Annotated in this window: 19 protein-coding genes and 1 riboswitch; of the genes, 6 read left to right on the top strand and 13 right to left on the bottom strand. The window is 43.8% G+C overall.

Annotation, left to right across the window (positions count from 1 at the left end):
* Positions 1-16: 16 nt before the first annotated feature.
* Complete coding sequence (gene hemQ / locus MKY14_RS16780) at positions 17-775, top strand: hydrogen peroxide-dependent heme synthase (protein ID WP_036685226.1); 759 nt, start codon at positions 17-19, stop codon at positions 773-775.
* A gap of 67 nt (positions 776-842) precedes the next feature.
* Here the strand turns inward: hemQ and MKY14_RS16785 are convergent, their stop codons facing one another.
* Together MKY14_RS16785 and MKY14_RS16790 are read right to left on the bottom strand one after the other, a co-directional pair.
* The gene (locus MKY14_RS16785) at positions 843-1,121 is read right to left on the bottom strand and encodes a hypothetical protein (RefSeq protein ID WP_036685228.1); all 279 of its coding nucleotides are present in this window, start codon (positions 1,119-1,121) and stop codon (positions 843-845) included.
* A 1-nt stretch (position 1,122) separates the two neighbouring features.
* Positions 1,123-2,316, bottom strand: coding sequence for an NAD(P)/FAD-dependent oxidoreductase (locus tag MKY14_RS16790; RefSeq protein WP_036685230.1), 1,194 nt, complete (start codon positions 2,314-2,316; stop codon positions 1,123-1,125).
* A gap of 331 nt (positions 2,317-2,647) precedes the next feature.
* On the opposite strand from MKY14_RS16790, the gene MKY14_RS16795 reads away from it, so the two are divergent.
* On the top strand, positions 2,648-3,622 hold the full coding sequence (locus MKY14_RS16795) for an NAD(P)/FAD-dependent oxidoreductase (protein ID WP_076128050.1): 975 nt from the start codon (positions 2,648-2,650) through the stop codon (positions 3,620-3,622).
* 133 nt (positions 3,623-3,755) lie between these two features.
* On the opposite strand, the gene MKY14_RS16800 is transcribed toward MKY14_RS16795, so the two are convergent.
* Positions 3,756-3,899: a sporulation histidine kinase inhibitor Sda gene (locus MKY14_RS16800; RefSeq protein ID WP_036685584.1), complete on the bottom strand. Its 144-nt coding sequence runs from the start codon at positions 3,897-3,899 to the stop codon at positions 3,756-3,758.
* A 315-nt stretch (positions 3,900-4,214) separates the two neighbouring features.
* Positions 4,215-4,877 (bottom strand): YheC/YheD family protein, encoded by a 663-nt coding sequence (locus MKY14_RS16805; RefSeq protein ID WP_076127972.1) that lies wholly within the window; start codon positions 4,875-4,877, stop codon positions 4,215-4,217.
* A gap of 333 nt (positions 4,878-5,210) precedes the next feature.
* On the opposite strand from MKY14_RS16805, the gene MKY14_RS16810 reads away from it, so the two are divergent.
* Positions 5,211-5,420: a hypothetical protein gene (locus tag MKY14_RS16810; RefSeq protein WP_036685233.1), complete on the top strand. Its 210-nt coding sequence runs from the start codon at positions 5,211-5,213 to the stop codon at positions 5,418-5,420.
* Between the two features lie 452 nt (positions 5,421-5,872).
* On the opposite strand, the gene MKY14_RS16815 is transcribed toward MKY14_RS16810, so the two are convergent.
* Entirely contained in the window at positions 5,873-6,325 is a 453-nt protein-coding gene (locus MKY14_RS16815; protein ID WP_312149031.1) for a GNAT family N-acetyltransferase, read from the bottom strand.
* A gap of 107 nt (positions 6,326-6,432) precedes the next feature.
* A complete protein-coding gene (locus tag MKY14_RS16820) occupies positions 6,433-6,792 on the bottom strand; it encodes a HesB/IscA family protein (protein ID WP_076184761.1) in 360 nt (119 codons plus the stop codon).
* A gap of 458 nt (positions 6,793-7,250) precedes the next feature.
* Here MKY14_RS16820 and mqnE point away from each other — a divergent pair, with 458 nt between their 5' ends.
* Complete coding sequence (gene mqnE / locus MKY14_RS16825) at positions 7,251-8,357, top strand: aminofutalosine synthase MqnE (protein WP_036685236.1); 1,107 nt, start codon at positions 7,251-7,253, stop codon at positions 8,355-8,357.
* A gap of 51 nt (positions 8,358-8,408) precedes the next feature.
* Positions 8,409-9,470, top strand: coding sequence for an NAD(P)/FAD-dependent oxidoreductase (locus tag MKY14_RS16830; RefSeq protein WP_076099373.1), 1,062 nt, complete (start codon positions 8,409-8,411; stop codon positions 9,468-9,470).
* Between the two features lie 410 nt (positions 9,471-9,880).
* Here MKY14_RS16830 and MKY14_RS16835 read toward each other — a convergent pair whose 3' ends face one another.
* Positions 9,881-10,135: a YuzB family protein gene (locus tag MKY14_RS16835; RefSeq protein WP_036685247.1), complete on the bottom strand. Its 255-nt coding sequence runs from the start codon at positions 10,133-10,135 to the stop codon at positions 9,881-9,883.
* 81 nt (positions 10,136-10,216) lie between these two features.
* On the opposite strand from MKY14_RS16835, the gene MKY14_RS16840 reads away from it, so the two are divergent.
* Entirely contained in the window at positions 10,217-10,465 is a 249-nt protein-coding gene (locus MKY14_RS16840; RefSeq protein WP_036685249.1) for a NifU family protein, read from the top strand.
* Positions 10,466-10,624: 159 nt separating this feature from the next.
* On the opposite strand, the gene MKY14_RS16845 is transcribed toward MKY14_RS16840, so the two are convergent.
* From MKY14_RS16845 to MKY14_RS16870, 6 genes are all read right to left on the bottom strand, one after another.
* Positions 10,625-11,491: a MetQ/NlpA family ABC transporter substrate-binding protein gene (locus MKY14_RS16845; protein ID WP_036685252.1), complete on the bottom strand. Its 867-nt coding sequence runs from the start codon at positions 11,489-11,491 to the stop codon at positions 10,625-10,627.
* Positions 11,492-11,548: 57 nt separating this feature from the next.
* Positions 11,549-12,178, bottom strand: a complete 630-nt coding sequence (locus MKY14_RS16850) for a methionine ABC transporter permease (protein WP_370510697.1) — start codon at positions 12,176-12,178, stop codon at positions 11,549-11,551.
* Positions 12,179-12,207: 29 nt separating this feature from the next.
* Complete coding sequence (locus MKY14_RS16855) at positions 12,208-13,224, bottom strand: methionine ABC transporter ATP-binding protein (protein WP_076193371.1); 1,017 nt, start codon at positions 13,222-13,224, stop codon at positions 12,208-12,210.
* Between the two features lie 101 nt (positions 13,225-13,325).
* A riboswitch (SAM riboswitch) is annotated at positions 13,326-13,461 on the bottom strand.
* Between the two features lie 102 nt (positions 13,462-13,563).
* A complete protein-coding gene (locus MKY14_RS16860) occupies positions 13,564-14,298 on the bottom strand; it encodes a Cthe_2314 family HEPN domain-containing protein (protein WP_076127978.1) in 735 nt (244 codons plus the stop codon).
* A gap of 155 nt (positions 14,299-14,453) precedes the next feature.
* A complete protein-coding gene (locus MKY14_RS16865; protein WP_438269052.1) occupies positions 14,454-15,446 on the bottom strand; it encodes a COX15/CtaA family protein in 993 nt (330 codons plus the stop codon).
* A 93-nt stretch (positions 15,447-15,539) separates the two neighbouring features.
* Positions 15,540-15,884 (bottom strand): thioredoxin family protein, encoded by a 345-nt coding sequence (locus MKY14_RS16870; RefSeq protein ID WP_036685265.1) that lies wholly within the window; start codon positions 15,882-15,884, stop codon positions 15,540-15,542.
* Positions 15,885-15,914: the final 30 nt, after the last annotated feature.

The raw sequence follows: 15,914 nt of genomic DNA on the forward strand, positions 1-15,914 counted from the left end.
TTTAAGGAGTGAGATCATGATCGAAGCCGCTTTGACACTGGAAGGCTGGTATGCACTGCATGACTTCCGCTCTCTGAACTGGACCGCTTGGACGGCAGCAGATGATGAAGAACGTGCCGTTGCCCTGGAAGAACTACATGCTTTTATGCAGGAATGGAGCCCTGTTGAGGAAGCTAAAGAAGGCAGCACCGCAGTATACTCCATAGTGGGCCAAAAGGCTGATTTTGTAATGATGTTTTTGCGCGAAAGCCTAGAAGCTTTGAACCAGCTTGAGACCGCCTTTAACAAAATCGCTTTTGCTCAATATACAACCAAAGCTTATTCATATGTAAGTATTGTTGAATTAAGCAACTACGCTGCTGGTGGCAGTGGCAGCGACGGCAGCGACCCTATGCAGAATCCGCATGTTGCCGCACGTTTAAAGCCTATTTTACCGCAAGCGAAACACATCTGTTTCTATCCTATGAACAAAAAACGCGAGCTTGCCGATAACTGGTACATGCTTGATATGGACAAACGCCGGGAGCTCATGGCTTCACACGGGTTAATTGGACGTTCATATGCAGGTAAAGTGAAGCAAATTATTACCGGCTCCGTCGGTTTTGATGACTGGGAATGGGGCGTGACTCTGTTCGCTGAAGATGCACTGCAATTCAAAAAGCTGGTATACGAAATGCGTTTTGACGAAGTAAGTGCTCGCTACGGCGAATTCGGACCTTTTTATGTCGGCAATCTGCTGACTGAAGAATCTTTTGAAGAAATGCTCAAGCTGTAACAACAAAAAAAGGGTGTGTCTCCAGTTCGCATGGAGACACACCCTTTTTAACTGCCATATGATTAGATTAAGACACCGAAGTTCCTGAATCCTCATCTTCGTTATCCTCATCATCTTCACGTAAACTTTCCAGATATTCAGCCGTGGCCCGATCCCGAGCGCGCCCTTTATCCTTCAGGCGTTCGATACCAGGGAGAATGAGCAGATCAATTTCCTTCTGAACGATATAAGCCAGATCATACTGGTTCTGATCCTCCAGATAAGATCCAACCTCTATCAGTCCGTTATAACGGTCCAATTCTTCACGAGTCAGCAGTCCGCGTACCTGTACGCTGCAATGGCGCATCTTATAAGAATCTTCCTTTTTTCAGAACCAGCGGAATTCCGCCGATAATGAACAAGTAGCGCATATCTACAACTTTTTTCAACTGAGCTGCAGTCCAGCCCTTGTAAGTTTTGCTGCCTACTACAGCGATTCCTTGGCCTTTGCCTAGGGAAGCTACGGTTCCTTTATTGCTGAATGCGAATTTCTTCGGCTGTTGATTGCGGATTGCCGCCACCAAATTATGCGCACAGCATTCACCCTGCTGCATAGCAATTTGAGCGGTTGGCGGGTAAGGGCGTCCTTCCGGATTAATCATAAGGGAGCCATCACCAATAATGAAGATATTCTCTTGGCCCGGTGCACGTAGATATTCATCTACCTTCACGCGCCCACGCATAGCTTCAAATCCGGCAGCCTCAATAAGACGATTGCCACGGATTCCGCCTGTCCAAATAATTGTGGAGGCTTTGATTTCTTCGCCTGATGCCAGAATTACCCCGTTTGGCAGACACTCCTTGATCGCAACACCCATCTTGAAGGTAACTCCCTTTTTGGTGAGCAAGTCCATCGCATACTCCACAAGCTCAGGAGCAAAACCAGGCAGTGCTGTCGGAGCAGCCTCTACGTTATATATATTAACCATACTTGGATCAACGTCATATTCTTTACACAGTCCAGGGATACGGTCAGCTAATTCAGCTACAAATTCGATACCGCTAAAGCCGGCACCACCGACAACAAAATTAATATGCTCCTGAGCATTGTTCTCGTTCTTGTACTTAGCGAATTGATATTCAATATGCTCGCGAATTAAACGAACGGAATTGATGCTCCGGATTGTCAGTGCGTATTTATCAAGTCCAGGAATACCAAATGTTTCAGGCTCTCCACCTAAAGCAATGACAAGATAATCGTACGATAGGGTACCATCCTCCAAAATAATCTTTTTCTGCTGAGTACGAATTTCCTGAACAGATGACTTCACGAGGTCAATCTTGAATTCATCGATTAGTTTCGAAATGGACACCCGAGTGTGTTCAATACTGTCCGTACCCGCCGCAGGCATATGTAGATGGGTAGTAAAATAGTGGTACTCGTGACGGTTTACAAGCGTGACATCCGCTTCATTATAATTCAAAGCCTTCTGCAAGCGCTGTGCGGTCAAAATACCCCCATAGCCCGCGCCTAAGATAACGATTTTGGGAATACTACTCATGTTCCGGCTCCTTCCAAGAGGTAAATCTGTCTTTGTATTTTTTATTGAAACAATGTACGGTCCTTTTTGTGAATTTATACACTTATATTTAGAAGAAATTCCAATCAAACTTGAAGCATTTCTAAATTGACCATATCCATTGTAAACCTTAGTGTAGCATTAATCAAACATTAAAATACTAAAAAACGTCACACTTTTATTGACTTCTAAAGTCTTTCTTTGCAGGTATGTGTCACAATGATTATAATAAGTAGGTACACAAGTATGGCAAAATGAATATATCAACTCGGAGGTGTAATATCCCGTGACCCAAGAGCAATCCAGCGTTCCTATGAGCGACCTTTTAATCATAGGTGGCGGGCCAGCTGGCATGTTTGCCGCATTTTACGGCGGAATGCGTCAGGCATCAGTAACCCTTATTGAAAGTATGCCCCAATTGGGGGGACAACTTGCTGCCCTTTATCCAGAAAAATACATTTATGATGTGGCAGGTTTTCCAAAAGTAACAGCACAAGAATTGGTCGACAACCTGTCTCGGCAAATGGATATGTTCCAATCCAATATCCGGCTGGAGGAGAAAGTGATTTCTGTTCAAAAACGGGACGAACGTCATTTTGTGGTTACAACCGATGTAGCCGAATACCACAGTAAGGCGATCATCATTACAGCTGGTGTAGGTGCATTTGAACCTCGTCGTTTGGAATTACCCAACGCTGGACGTTTTGAAAAAGCAAACCTCCATTATTTTGTAAATGATCTAAATGCCTTTAAAGATAAAAAAGTTCTGATCAGCGGTGGCGGTGACTCTGCAGTTGACTGGGCGCTCATGCTGGAACCCATCGCTGAACAGGTAACCCTGATTCACCGCCGGGATAAATTCCGTGCGCATGAACATAGCGTTGAGAACCTGATGGCTTCCAAGGTTAACGTAGTTACCCCTACTGAAATTACAGAGCTGCATGGTGATGAGTTCATTACCAAGGTTACATTGTCAAATATCAAGACCAAAGAAACTCAAGAAATTGAAGTGGACAGCGTTATTGTTAACTTCGGATTCATCTCTTCCCTAGGTCCTATTGCCGAATGGGGTATTGATATTGAAGGGAACTCCATTGTTGTTGACTCGCGTATGGAAACAAGCATTCCAGGCATATTTGCTGCCGGCGATATCACAACTTACCCTGGTAAGCTGAAGCTGATTGCTGTAGGATTTGGCGAAGCTCCAACGGCTGTGAATAATGCTAAGGTGTACATTGATCCAGAAGCGAAGCTATCACCGGGTCACAGCAGTAATATGAAACTCTAAATCTATTAACACAATAAAAAAGGGTATTCTTACAGGCCTGTTGATAACAGCCTGTGAGGATACCCTTTTATGTTTGTTTGTGCCTCGCGGTTTTATATATGTAGCCTGCTACAAAGTTATCCTTTGCGCTTTTTTAATGAAGAACCGCATGTACTGGAGAGTGTAAGTTTCGTTTGCGAATTTCAACGAGTAGAAGAGCGATGAAATCATGCTCTAGTTGCAGCTCTATTGCTCTATGGTAAGAGTCAAGCAGCATCTCATCCGACAATTCAACCATAAACTTCATCTACCTTTCCTTTATTTGGATCTGAATCTATCATATCAAACTATCATTTTTCGAACAAGCGTTCGCGTTATCCACAAGTACATGTGGAAATCCTGTGTATAAAATGTGTGTAAGCGTTATAAAGGTACTAGCTACACAGTGGACTATGGGGATAATAGTTATACACAGGATTGAACCACTTGTATAAAGCAAAAAATATATTTTTATTGTAAATAAATTACAATGTTATTTACCCCAAAAGAACGCAACTAAACGCAATTTTATCTTACTACTCTATTATCGTCAATTCTTAAAATAATTGTTAATTTATTGAGGTCTTGTATTAACCTCCAAAATCCATATTTTCCCCGAATAATCTACAGCATAATCAAAGCCCAGCTCACCTATTCCCGGAAAATGCCGTTCCATAATTCCGATACATACATGGGTTAGTCTCCGCATTTCTGCTTTCTTCGCTGAAGCTTTAATCCGCGGCAACGATCTACGAAGTCCTTCACGACATGATAGCATCGTTCCCCCTTTACAAAGATTGGTTACGAACAGACCTGGCCGAGCCAATCTCCCTACCATGGAGCGAAATTCCCAAACCTCACCATTCTTAACTACTTTGACCCGATAATCAATAGGCCGTCCACCGATTCTCGCAAGGGAAATCCCTTGTTGAATCAAATATCTGCGTCTTGCCTTCACAGTATTAAGCGCACGTCTCATGGATCCAAAATCCTTGTAAATTCGAGTTCTGTCCATATAGGTGAATCCATAACCGCGACTATCCCGAAAAACTTTGATTACACCGTAACCTCCGCCACCCACAATAGGTTTAATGACAACATTTCCATATCTACGAAGCATTGCCAGGAGCGTTTCTGCCCTGTACCCCCTCGTCATTGGGATATAGGGTGCAACCCGAGCGTCGGTCAGCAACGCCTCTGTCTTCAGCCACTTACTGGCCAATTGTCTTCCTGCCATCGTCCTTTCCCTCCCTTCACAATCCAGCCTACCCTATACATTACTCAGAGAAGGTCTCGCCCTCTTGTATGATTGTCCGTGTAAGATGCCGCTCTTAGCAAAAAGGGCTTAGTGTTTAGCACAGCATCAGTCGACAGCGACAGGGTACAACCGCGGATTTTGTAGATTCAGTTCTCAAGAAATTCGACATCAATATCTTAATGGATGAGTTCACTATAACTAGAATAATCTTCAAAATCGTTGTATTATTAATAGCGGTTACATTTTCAATTTCTACTATTATAGTGAGTACTAACAGAATCACTAAAAAGCACAGCGCGGGGAGGGCTCAGAATGGCACAGTTTTTTGAGGTTTTATATTGGGTGGCTATGCTTGGGATGTCCATTGTATTGGCTGGAACGACTATACTGATCTGCGCCATTGGCTTTAAATTTATTAAAGACAAACGCAGAGCACTGGGTACGGGCTGTATCGCCTTCTCCCTTGGAGCTGCAGCGCTCATCGTATTTATGATTAATTACAAGTTTATTATTCCAGCCTAATGTACGCAGGGGACTGCCTATAAACAGCTTACTTCTATGCACAGACGGTCCGACCCTCGCAAAAAAAACACAGAGCAGCGATTCTCCAGTTATGTGGAGAATCGCTGCTCTGTGTTTTTAAACAATAGCTATCTGCTTCAACAGTGTCGTTAACCCATGAGCATTTCGGACCCAGATGACGTTATTTGCAGATTTTCAACCTTTGAGGCTGGTTTCGGACTCCAGTGACACTATCGCTTAGAAAGAGCTTCATATTTACTGATTTTCATAGCAATAGCGGCAATCCGGTCCGTTGGCACCACAAATATGGGAAAATGCGGCGTTTAGGGTCCTCTGTGTCCGATACCTGGCTTGCGATACATGATTAGCGATATATCGTTTGCTTCCTATGTAAAAGAATAAAGAACTACCCCAGCGCCCATTAAATGACTTCTGAGAAACTCCCCTATTACTCATAAATCCAGCGACAGGCGTATCATATCTATGACTTGAATCCCATTTTCAAAGATTTCTTCACTGTAATGCCTAATAAAAAAATCTCTATCAATGCCGGTGATTCTGAATCCACATTTCTGATAAAGTGCCAATTGTCCAACACTCGAATTTCCTGTGCCAATTTCAATGGTTTTTGCCCCAAGCTGCTTGGCATTCTGAATCGCATGGTTCAGCAGCTGCTTACCTATTCCTTGCCCGTGTTTATTTTCGTCGACGGCGATATTTACGATTTCTACAGTCTCCAGTCTTGTCTGCAGCACAACGTAGACTCCGATGATGCTGTTATCCACCTCAGCCACACAACATAACCCTCTTTGTAAATATCCGTTAACTAAGCTCTCCGAAGGATCTGCTAATAGAAGTAATTCTAATGGAGGCTGTTCACCAGCTTTTAATTTTCTGATTTCCATTTCCATTTCCGAACTCCTTGTGATGATTTTTGTCATTGAGAATAAAAAAAACTCCAAGCCTGTGTTGTTAGAATCCAACACGGGGCTTGGAGCCGTGATTGCTGTGATTAGCAAGGCTCTTCGTTAGGTTTCCCTGCATCCGTAGCTGTACGGAAGCTTGAACCGCAGCCGCAAGTTGCAGTAGCGTTAGGGTTGTTGATGGTGAAACCACCCGTCATACCGGATTCTTCAAAGTCGATTTCGAGACCGTCCAGGTAACGAAGGTTCTCCTTCTCCACAACCACTTTCATGGCTTGAATGTCCATATATACGTCCTGATCGGTTTCATTATCATCAAAGCCCATAGCGTACGAGAATCCACTGCAACCGCCGGGCGTTACTCCAATACGGAGGAACATGTTCGGTACTTCTTGTTCAGCAAGCATCGCCTTTAATTGTTCTGCTGCCTTTTCACTAATATTAATCATGATCTCATCCTCCTACAAATTCGTCTCCCTTCATAAGCGGAAACTTATGTTTAAGGGACCTTCCGGCCAAAAGTTATTTCTTAAAAATATAAGAAAGTATAAGTGTTGCACCTATTCTTTATGTCTTATATTTCTCGCTTAAACGCTTATCAACTTTATAAGGATGCCAATGACGTTTATGCTTGATAAATTCAGTATAACCGACTATTCCGTTACCCTCAAGTCACAACTGCCTTCGGCATGACCCTTCACAGCAAAAAACACCATCAATATCAAGCTGTTGATACCCTTAGGAGAGTAGGTTTATAATAGGGAAGGCACTCTAAGTAAAAATTCGGAAATTTGTCACGGAGGCAAGCTCGCCTCTTTCTTTTCTAGAATGAACAGCTACCACTTGGGTACGTCTGGAATTTATCTTCGAGCAATCTGCTCGTAAACTTTCAGGAGGAAATCATAATATGTCTACTCTTTTTACCCCCCACACGGATGCCCGAATGGCGAACATTATTGATAAGGTTCGCAGCGGCGAAAGATTGAATTTGGAAGATGGCGTTTATTTATATCAAAGCAACGATTTACTTACCATTGGCCAGCTAGCGAATGAAGTCAATATCGCCAAGAATCACAATCGGGTATATTTTATCGAAAACATGAGTCTATATTTCACCAATGTTTGCGAATCGCACTGTGCATTCTGCAATTTCCGCAAAGATGATGGAGAAGAGGGAGCCTATACCCTTTCCGGTCAGGAAATGGTGCAATATGTCGAACAGCATATCCACCCAGGCGTACGTGAATTCCATATTGTTGGTGGCCATAACGACAAGGTTCCCTTCCAATATTATGTGGATTCTTTAAAAGCTTTGAACGAACGTTTCCCTGAGGTTACCTTAAAAGCCTACACTGCCGCTGAAATTGATTTCTTTACCCGTATTAGCGGTTTGAGTATTCGTGAGGTACTGGAACAATTGCGTGCTGCTGGACTGAAAACACTCACCGGTGGTGGTGCAGAAATATTATCCGACCAATATCGTAAAAAAATGCGTGTAGATAAAGCTAATGTGGAAGAATATCTGGAAGTCCATCGGACAGCACATCAGCTTGGGATGAAGACCCATACCACTATGCTGTACGGCTCCATTGAATCTCACGAAGACCGTATCCGCCATATGATGCAAATCCGTGATTTGCAGGACGAAACCAATGGCTTTATGGTATTCATTCCATTGTCCATGCAGCCTAAGAATAAAAACGCTGGCATCATGCGCCGCAACTCTGCTTATGAGGATCTGAAGACCATTGCGATCAGCAGATTGATGTTGGACAATTTCGATCACATCAAAGCATACTTCATTAACATTGGCCCTCAGCTTACTCAAGTCGCGCTGAACTTCGGTGCATCAGATGTGCATGGCACAATTCTAAAAGAACGTATCAGCCACGCAGCTGGCGCCTTAACACCGGAAGGTCTGACTCGCGACGAATTGATCTGGCTAGTGAAAGGTGCTGGACGAATTCCTGTCGAACGTGACACTTTCTATAATGAAGTTAAGGTATACGAATAAGAAGACTACCTGAGATTTGTTATCCCATATTGGAAAGGAAGTTCGGTCAGCATGAGAACAATACTCGTTCTTGGCGGTGGCTACGGCGGCCTAGCCTTAATTCAAGAATTACTCAATAATCATCTTCCTCATGATGTTGAAATTATCTTAATTGACCGAATGCCTTATCAAGGAATCAAAACGGAATATTATGCGCTCGCCGCAGGTACCGTAACTGATTATCACCTGCGCATTCATTTTCCGGTTCACCCCCGGCTTACTGTCCGGTACGGTGAAGTGAGTTCCATTGATTTGGAGAGCAAAATAGTCAGTATGGAGTCCGGTGAGATTGTATCTTATGATCTCCTAGCCATTGCTCTTGGCTGTACCGACAATTACCACAACATCCCTGGTGCTGATCAATATACCTGCAGCATCCAGACCTTTGCTGGTACTCGGGAAACCTACCGCCGTTTAAATGATGTGAAGCCTTACGGAACGATAAACATCGTAGGTGGAGGATTGAGCGGTGTTGAATTAGCCGCAGAGCTTCGGGAAAGCCGTCCAGACCTTAACATCGCTATTCTGGATCGCGGTGAACGTGTTTTGTCTGCCTTTCCGGCAAAGCTGTCACAGTACGTAGAGGAATGGTTTCATCACCATCAGGTGCAAACGCTGGGACGAATCTCTGTATCTCATGTAGAGAAGGATTCGATTTTTAACGGTACCGAGGAAATCCTTTCAGATGTGACAGTATGGACCGCAGGGATTCAACCTGTAAAAGTAGTTCAAGATTTGAATGTGTCGAAGGACCGTGGTGGACGGATTATGCTGGATGAGTATTATCGTATACCGGATTATCCGGAGGTATATGTGATTGGCGACTGTGCCAGTCTGCCATTCGCACCAAGCGCACAAGCCGCTGGAGCACAGGGTGAGCAGGTAGCTCAGGTTATCCAAGCGACCTGGCGCGGTGAGACTCCTAAGCTTCATCCTATTCGCCTGAAGGGTACTTTAGGGTCACTAGGAAAAAAAGCAGGATTCGGACTTATGGGACAACGCTCCGTCAAAGGACGGGTTCCCCGCATCCTCAAGAGCGGAGTGCTCTGGATGTCGAAACGCACTTTAGGATAAGCCTATGATTGGTTCATAAGTATTAAATGAAGCTACTCTCAGATAAACACGAGAGTAGCTTCCTTACGTTATTGGTGCGTATACCCTTCGGACTCAGATGACCTTATTCGCAAATTTTCAGCCTTTGAAGGAGAGTTTCGGACTCCAGTGAAGTTATTGCTTATAATGAGGTTCATTTATGCTGTTTTTCAGGTGAATAGTGACTATGGGGTCCGATAGCAATCCAAATGTAGGAAAACACTCAATATAAGGTCGCCTGAGTCCGGTGGCACCTTCACGGTAGCACCTGCACTCTCCAATATGTTGCCTAATCGATCAAATTGGTGGATTTTGTTCAAGTAAGGTTCCAAAAAGAGGGAGCACTCCATAATTTAGATTATGGAGTGCTCCCTCTTTTTTTCTCGAGAAATTTAGTCAAGATCTATATTAAACCAAGCCTCAAGCTCTTTGATCTTGGCCTCAATTTTCTCTTCTAGCTCTGCAACAGTGTCTGCTGCAATAATGTCACCTTCAACCATGGCGAAAGGCATTAAATAACACTCTCCACAATTGTTCAGACAACCGTATTCAATGACATCATAATCTGGATTTTCCTCCAGCTTATGCATTAGCTTGTCTGTTCCGTGACCCATGTTGCTGGAACAAAATTCAATAATTGGTCTCATGATGATCTCCCTATTCCGCCTAACCATTTTATTTTTTAACTTTTTGTACTATAATGAACTTACGAAAGGAGTGATTGAGAAATGAGTGAGAATGCACAAAGCACCGAAATGTATGATGAAGTACTAGAAGTGCTGGATAAGCTTCGTCCGTTCCTGCAGCGCGATGGCGGTGACGTAGAACTGGTCGATGTGGAAGACGGCATCGTTAAGTTGAAACTTATGGGTGCCTGCGGCAGCTGCCCAAGCTCCACGATCACCTTGAAAGCCGGGATTGAACGCGCCCTCCTTGAAGAAGTAGAAGGCGTTGAAGAAGTAGTTCAAGTATTCTAAATCCCGTTCAATAACCCTCCCGATTCTCCTGTATAGGAGATCGGGATTTTCTTATTATAGAGGATTTAACATTCTCTCACAACCTTAGAACATAAAAACCCGCAAGCCAACTTGGCTGCGGGTTCTTGTTATGACTATAGACGTATTTAGCTTCATTCCTTAAAACGCTGGAATGATCGCACCTTCGTACTTTTCTTCAATGAAAGCTTTAGCTTCTGGAGAATTCAGGGCAGCAACCAGCTTTTTGATGGCTTCGGAATCTTTATTGTCTTGACGGGTTACCAAAATGTTAGCATAAGGGGAATCTACACCCTCGATGAACAATGCATCTTTAGTTGGCACAAGACCAGCGTCTAGTGCAAAGTTCGTGTTGATCAAAGCAAGGTCTACCTCATCCAGTTGACGTGGGAGCATAGCAGCTTCCAACTCAATGATGTCGAGATTTTTCTTGTTTTCAGTGATATCTGCTTTTGTTGCAGCAATGTTTGTATCATCTTTCAAGGTAATCAGACCATTTTTTGCAAGTAGGATTAGTGCACGGCCACCATTAGTAGCATCGTTCGGAATGGCAACTTTTGCACCATCAGCCAACTCATCGATCGATTTGATTTTTTTGGAATAAGCTCCAAAAGGTTCAACGTGAACGGATGCAACAGAGACCAGGTCGGTTTTATTATTTTTGTTTTGGTCATCCAGATACGGTTGGTGTTGGAAAAAGTTAGCGTCTAACTCCTTCTCATCAAGCTGCACGTTAGGTTGAATATAGTCAGTGAATTCTTTGATTTCAAGTGTAATTCCATCTTTTTCAAGCAATGGAGCAATAGCCTTCAAAATTTCAGCATGAGGAACAGGTGAGGCACCAATAACCAATTTCACTGGATCTTTAGTAGGTTCACTTGTTGCTTCTGCGTTTGGTGCTGTTGTAGCAGCCGAGCTCCCAGCATTATTAGATGCATTGTTGTTACCGCAAGCCGCAAGCACCGCAACCAGTGTCAGGCTAAAAAATGTAAGTAGTACTTTTTTCATTGTAAATCCCCCTCTAATCTATATTTTGTATTGAATAAGGATATATATGGATGTACCTTATTTCCGTGTGTAATGTTTTACGAGTCGGTCACCGGCCATTTGTAGCAATTGCACCAGTACGACAATAAATACTATAGAAACAATCATAATCTCCGTCTCATAGCGGTGGTAGCCGTAACGAATCGCCAAGTCACCTAATCCGCCGCCCCCAACCATACCAGCCATTGCTGTATAGGAGACCAGTGTAACCAGTGTGATCGTAACTCCAGCGAGCAGACCTGGACGAGCTTCTGGCAAAAGAACACGCATAACGATTTGGTTCGTCGATGCTCCCATACCTTGTGCGGCTTCGATGACTCCGCGGTCTACCTCTCTTAACGACGTCTCTACCAAGCGGGCAAAAAACGGAGCTGCACCAATCACCAGAGGTGGAATCGTACCGAGTACACCAATGGAGGTTCCAACAACGGCTTTGCTGAAAGGAATTAGAGCCACCATCAAAATGATAAAGGGTACGGAACGTAGAATATTTACAAGTAATGATAAGACCGAGTAAGTTACTCTGATTACTATACTATTCGATTTCCCCCATAAATACAATAAAATTCCGAGTGGTAAACCAAGAATAATTGTGAACAATCCGGAAAAAAATATCATTTTTATAGTAGCAACCGTAGCATCCATCATTTCTTGCCAATTTAGATCTGCAAAATTCATTACGAAATCACCTCCACATCAAGGCCTTGAGCAATTAGCCTGGAGATCGTTACAGCAATCGCCTCAGCTGGCCCTTCGAACCGCACAATCATCTGTCCATAAGGCACATCTTTAATCGTTGAGATGGTACCATGTAAGATTGCAAAGCTTACACCCGTATCACGCACGACATCGGATAGTGCCGAGCCGTATGTTTTTTCTCCGAAAAAAGTAATTTTGACAGCTTTAGAGTTATCCCCGGCAGCAGCATCAAGCGCCACTCGAAGAGGTCCTTCATTCTGTGTCTCACTGCGGATGAAATCGCGTGTAACCTCATGCTGCGGCTTGAGAAATACCTCTGTAACTTTGCCTTGCTCAACAATCCCACCACCATGAATGACCGCGACACGGTCGCAGATGCTCTGGATTACATGCATTTCATGTGTGATCAGCACAATGGTCAAATGGAATCTTTTATTAATATCGAGCAGCAGCTTAAGAATGGAGTCCGTTGTCTGGGGATCAAGCGCAGAAGTGGCCTCGTCACACAGCAGCACATCAGGGTCACTGGCTAGTGCCCGGGCGATGCCGACCCGCTGCTTTTGTCCTCCAGATAACTGAGAAGGAAACTTATCTTTATGTTCTTCAAGCCCAACTAGAGCGAGCAGGTCTTTGACTTTTGTATCAATAGCTGTTCTCGACGTACCTGCAAGGCGCAGTGGAAAGGCAATATTATCGTACACGGTCGCTGAAGACAGCAAATTGAAATGTTGAAAAATCATCCCAATCTTGCGCCGCTGTTCCTGCAGCTGACCTTGGTTAAGACTGGTTAGCTCAACACCGTCTACCCAGACCTCTCCTTCTGTCGGACGTTCCAACAGATTAATGCAACGGATCAATGTACTTTTCCCGGCTCCAGAGTGGCCGATGACTCCGAATATTTCACCTTTCTCGATGGACAGATTCAATCCAGAAAGTGCTGTTGCCGCATTACTCCCTTTTCCATAAACCTTTGTTATCCCTTTTAGATTAATCAACTCTCGTCGCCCCCCTTTATACTTCACTTATTCTATACAAAAAAACCTCCAACGATCGATGCAGATCGCAAGAGGCTCTGTGGGTTTATTAAGACAATGCCTTCTCATCTGCCAACGACCGCAACCTGCGCCATTGTAGGAATTAGCACCATGACATTTGTACAACGCTTCCCGCGCTGGATACAAATCGGTTGCCGGGCTTCATCGGGCCTATCCCTCCGCCGCTCTCGATAAGATAAAGTTATGAAATTATATTTTTTCTGAAATCGTACATACTTTAATGCAAGCATAAGTATAGTGAGTTTATCTATTTTTGTCAAAAGGAAATATATTGAACAATTACGATTTTATGCTCTTTACCTTGCTTATTTCCTTACGCAGCTGTTCATTGCTGTAGCTGAATGCCGCGATTAATGTCTTACAGTTCATTTCGAGCGATTGTTTTAAATCCTCAAGATGGCTATCCAGATCCTCGAGCTGAATTTTGTCATGCAGACCTTGGTGCCGCTGCCACAAATCATCCTGCATTTCGGAATTCATATAATGAATTTCAGCATTTCTGCGCTTGCGTAAATTCTCCAATGGATCGCGGTAGGAGTTCTTAATCTCTTCCAGTTGATCCGCTAATGCAGGATGCACATTCAATAATTGAAGCTGACGCAGCACTGTAAAGTAAGAAAAGTGCGTTTTTAATTTGGATGTTTTGAGATCATAAAAATGATTCAGTACCGTCCCAAGCTTGTCCAGAAGAGAGAAAACCCGGATAAAGCCATCTTTATAAAAATAAACATAACGTGCATAATCGCCCTGTTCCACCGGTGTCATATCATCCATATAACCCGCAATCACTAATTTCCGGTAAAAAGCGGCCGCGAACCAACTTTGCTCCAGTTCATCCAGAGAGGAAATCAGCCCACGTGTCCAAATCTCCAGCTTGCGGTATTCATGGTCATTATCCTCATGGGCACTCATTTCCTTGCGCAGCAATGCTGCAAAAGTGGCCATATTCTCCATCGCATCAGCCAACACACCGCTGTTCTTTCGAGGCGGCTCTCCAAGTAATACCCGCAGCATATCCCAGTCCTCCTAAAGTTTTGTTCAGCGTCTGCTTCCATGGACTGCTTCGTACAAAACTCGCGACGTAAGCATCGGCCAATCAGCTCCACGATATACCGATTTCCACTTTATTATTCCGCGGGTGAAGCACCTCTATCCACGGAGGGAATGTTCTACCAAGGCGGTGGAATCATTGGGCTCGTTACATTTTTTCCAGACACGACACTACTCGCGCGATTTAGCTGCCAGACTCTTACACTCATATAACATAAGACACCAAACAAACTGGCAATCAGTAAAATATGAGCCAAAGCGGCAAATATGTACAGCCTTTCATTATCTAGAGTGTAAACCACAGCCGCCCCACTAAATACCTGCATCAAGCATAACAGCACTGCAGCTATACCTAGCGCTCTAAGCTCTGGATAATCCTTATGTTTCCAAAATGCTAAATGCCCAAGCAGCGCAGTAAGCATGAATAAGATTAAAGCCGCAATCCGATGCGTAAAAACAACACCTACACCTCCGGAAAGCTCCGGAACCCATTCTCCATTACAAAGCGGCCAACCCGAACACCCGCCTTGTGAATCCGTATGACTTACAAAGGCTCCAATATACACGACAATATAAGAATAGATGGCAGTAAAACAGGTTAAATTGCGAAAAGCCTTACTTACGGGCTTCTTTTGAGCCTCCAGCTTATGATCATATTCACGTGCTTCATGCCATCTCTTGGTTCCAAGAGCCAACATCATAGCGCTTGAAAAGGCGATCAAAGAAAAACCCATATGCAACGCCATTACAGCAGCGGATTGGGATTTAATTACTGCAAGCGCTCCCATACCACCTTGAACGATGACGAATACTAAGGTCATAAATGCATATCCCAGCAAATCGCGCCGCGTACGAGCATAACGCCAAAAAGCAAACATCGAGGCAAGTGAGAATAACCCTGCCAAACCGCTAAACAAGCGATGGGTGTATTCAATCATCGAGCCTATAGTATAAGCCGGAATTAATTTTCCATGACAGAGCGGCCATTCATTTCCGCATTCCAAGCCCGATCCAGTCTTCGTCACTACCGCTCCTCCGAGTACAGCGAGGAACATGATAAGGCAAGTAAGATAACTAAGCCATTTCAACTGATTTGTCGTCAAAAATATCACCCGCAGTTTTTAGTAATGAAGAAGCAGCCAGACTTATATTTCAAAAAAACACCGCTTTTGCACAAACAGGCGAAAGCGGTGGTTCCTTAGGAATTACTTTTGAAGGCTTTGATGCACTTGGACCGCTTTATCAAGGAAATTCTCAATCTCTTCACGGGATTTGCGCAATTTATTAACGAATCTAACCAATTCCCGTCCATCCGAATATGCGACGAAGCTTGGAATACCCATAATATTTTGTTCTTGGCTAACATCGCCCACGGCATCAACATCTACCTCAACCAGTGTAAGGCGGTCTGCATAAGCCTGCTCTACCTCTGGGATAAAAGGATCGATAAATTTACAATCCGAGCACCAGTCAGCCTTGAAGATGGCCACTGTTAATCGAGGTGATTGAATGGCTACCTGAAATTCAGCAGGAGAACTAATTTTGTCCATGATTTACTCAGTCCCTTCTTCAATATCTGT

The organism is Paenibacillus sp. FSL R5-0887 (assembly GCF_038002305.1).
GTDB classification, from domain to species: Bacteria; Bacillota; Bacilli; order Paenibacillales; family Paenibacillaceae; genus Paenibacillus_AQ; species Paenibacillus_AQ odorifer.